Below are 3,107 nucleotides of genomic sequence, written 5' to 3' on the forward strand. Positions count from 1 at the left end.
AGACCTTCTTAATGAAGTATATTCTTGTAATTATAGTATCCGCACTGCTTTATATCGTGAACTAAAAAGAAATAAATAAGTGAGACAACTACAATTTCGTCAGGGTATAGCTCTTGGTTTTTATTGACCCATTAGAAAGACCTAGAAAAGATTTTCGGGGGAAGACCTTAAAACCACTTCGTAGGCTACCGACCCTAGTGGTCCTTTTCCTGTCTCATGATTGTTCATTTTATTTGGAAAACTAAAAAGGTAGCCATATCCCGAAAGTGTTCCAGCACTTTCGGGCATATGCAGGTAATGACGTACCTACACATACAGCAACGCTGTTATGAGCAACCTTGAATTTATTATAGATGATTCTACATAGCTTTACAAGTGTAGGTTTGCACTTTTTTGTTTTCCTTTCAACGACTTTGAAAGGAGATATTACATATGAATTTACGTATTTTAACAGTTTCTAGCGTTACTAATTATCTTGGAGTTAAGAATGGATTTTCTTGTTATCCCGTTATTCGCCTACAAGGGAAATGGCTAGAAAAACAAGGCTTTAACATTGGGGACAAGGTACACGTTGTAGAAAATAAAGAACAATTAATTATTAAGATTATTAAAGAGTAGGAGAGTGATTATTTATGGCAAGGATTAAATTTACTACTACATTAGATGAAAATTTATTAGCATTAGCTAAAGAAAAATCATGTCATGGTGCTAATGAAATTATTGAACAGGCTCTTAGATTTTACTTTAGAAATGCTAGTGTTACGGTATGGGAAAAGAGTATTAATACAGAAGATGACAACAACGACAAGCATTTTCAGAAGCTTATTTTACGTTCTAATAGATTAGTTCTTGAAACTGTACAAGATAGAACTACCATCAAGAAATACGACAAGGAATCTGTTTGCCCTAAATCTCTTAAACTAGGTGGTTGGTCTAAAGTTTGGGATATATCTAAGATAATGCCCCACTAATTAAGCTATGAAGGGAATAGACAGTTTATCACTATCAAGAGTATGTTGCACTCTGTGTAAAACTGATACTATCAATGTGAAGCTGTCTTATTCCTTTTATATACATCTATATTAAGTTTTTAACTAATAGTTTTAATAATTATTATAGTTATTTCAACTATTGTTTAAGGATTTAATTCGTACTTTGACAACTTAATATATTATTTTTCAACTATCTTTCTTTCTGATTAGAAGATGTAAAAACTTACTGGACTATCATTGTACGACTATTTATCAGGATATTTCATCTTTAGATGTGGATATCTTAATAGTTTGATACTGGTGTTGTGGATGTTTACGTTTTTATTCATCAGAATGGAGTGATACAATGCACAAGAAACAAATGTATTTATATGTTGGGGTTGATACTCACCGTTTGACACATACTGCCGTAATTATGAATTGTTGGCATGAGATTATTAAATCTATTACTATTCAAAATAAGCCTTCGGGATTTGCTGAATTAATAGATTTAGTAAGAACTTATGAGATTGTTTATTCTGTTACTGCTATTTATGGTCTTGAAGATACTAACGGAGTTGGGAGAGCCTTATGCCATTTTCTTATTGATAATAATAAACAAGTGAAATTCGTCAATTCTTCTCTTAGTTCACAAGAAGCAAAAAAGAATACTACTATTCATAAAACAGATGAATATGACGCTTTCTGTGTTGCAAAGGTTTTACTTGATGAATTTGACAAGCTTAAAAATGTAACTAAGGATAATGAAATCTATTATAAGATTAGCCAACTAATGACAAGGCGTAATAAATTAGTAGAACAAAGAACATCTATCATTAATCAACTACATATGCAACTATCCTATCATTATTATAGTTATAGTAAGTTTTTCAGTGATATTATAGGCAAGACAGCTCTAGCCTTTTGGTATAACTATCCAAGTAGCAAATATTTAGAAAATATATCTATAGAACAATTAGGGGAGTTTCTTAGAAAAGAAAGCCATAACTTTTTTACTGTAGCCAAAGCAAAGACCTTAATAAGTTTAATTAATGAAGATAAGGATATTTTATCTCATGATGAAACTAGATGCTTCCTTATTAAAAACTATGTTGAGGATATTCGTTATAAACAAAAAGAAATATCTACTATTGATGAACTATTGCAACAATGCATTGATGACTTAGGAGTTAATCTACAATCGTTCAATGGTATAGACCTAATTACATCAGCACAGTTATTGTCTGAAATAGGTGATATTAATAGGTTTAAGAACTCGGCAAAACTTGCTCGTTACTCGGGTATTGCCCCAGTTACTTATAGTTCTGGAAGCAAAGAAAAGAACTTTCGTAACCAAAGAGGAAATAGAAAGCTTAATAGTATATTCTTTTATATAGCACTTGGACAACTAACTACTCATAGAAATACTGGAACACCAAGAAATCCTATTTTATATGAATACTATCATAAAAAAGTATCGGAAGGTAAAACCAAGTCACAGGCTATTGTTTGTGTTTCTAGGCGATTGGTAAATATCGTTTATAACATGTTGAAATACAAGAAAGATTATAGCATACAACCCATTAATAATGAGAAATCAACTAAATGTGGGTAGTGATATTATATCTATTGATATGATAATTATAACAGATATAATTAACATGAAATTATTCATTGTTTAAAAATATAAATTAAATAGATAAAATAAGAGTGCAAGTATCCCCATCACCAGAGTATATATTTAGATATGGTATTATGAATATATCCGATATATGTTATAATATTCAATATTATAGCATCGCTATAATGTAATAATATCTTAGCTAATCAATGCTATATTATCATTTATAGCATAGCTATAATACTACATCTAAGTATATAAAACTATAAACCTACCGTTAACTAATTATGTTAACTTCGTGTATAGAGATATTGATATTAAAATATACATCGTTATAAATTAGTATCTTCTATATAAATAGGTTTATAGTTATGGATAGTTATAGAGGCGACGGGCTTAATCTTTATGCGTACGTATCAAATAATCCAGTAAACTTCATAGACCCAACAGGTTATTGTGGTGAAAAATCGGGCAAAAAGATATTACAAATAGACCAAATAAAAAATCTACCAAGG

Annotated in this window: 4 protein-coding genes; all 4 read left to right on the plus strand. The window is 30.2% G+C overall.

What is annotated here, in order from left to right:
* The first annotated feature begins 432 nt into the window (after positions 1–432).
* Positions 433–618 carry a SymE family type I addiction module toxin gene (locus N4A55_RS04205; protein ID WP_293754250.1) on the plus strand — a complete coding sequence of 62 codons (186 nt, stop codon included), beginning with the start codon at positions 433–435 and terminating at the stop codon, positions 616–618.
* A gap of 14 nt (positions 619–632) precedes the next feature.
* Positions 633–971, plus strand: coding sequence for a hypothetical protein (locus N4A55_RS04210; RefSeq protein WP_293754251.1), 339 nt, complete (start codon positions 633–635; stop codon positions 969–971).
* Between the two features lie 367 nt (positions 972–1,338).
* Positions 1,339–2,586 (plus strand): IS110 family transposase, encoded by a 1,248-nt coding sequence (locus N4A55_RS04215; protein WP_293754252.1) that lies wholly within the window; start codon positions 1,339–1,341, stop codon positions 2,584–2,586.
* Between the two features lie 371 nt (positions 2,587–2,957).
* Positions 2,958–3,107 (plus strand): RHS repeat-associated core domain-containing protein (locus N4A55_RS16915; protein WP_293754253.1); only part of this gene is annotated, 150 nt, incomplete at its 3' end.

The organism is Vallitalea sp. (genome assembly GCF_025211055.1).
GTDB lineage: Bacteria > Bacillota > Clostridia > Lachnospirales > Vallitaleaceae > Vallitalea.

Coding starts and splice junctions, on each gene's coding strand:
- N4A55_RS04205 (WP_293754250.1), top strand. CDS start 433: ATGAATTTACGTATTTTAACAGTTTCTAGCGTTACTAATTATCTTGGA.
- N4A55_RS04215 (WP_293754252.1), top strand. CDS start 1,339: ATGCACAAGAAACAAATGTATTTATATGTTGGGGTTGATACTCACCGT.
- N4A55_RS04210 (WP_293754251.1), top strand. CDS start 633: ATGGCAAGGATTAAATTTACTACTACATTAGATGAAAATTTATTAGCA.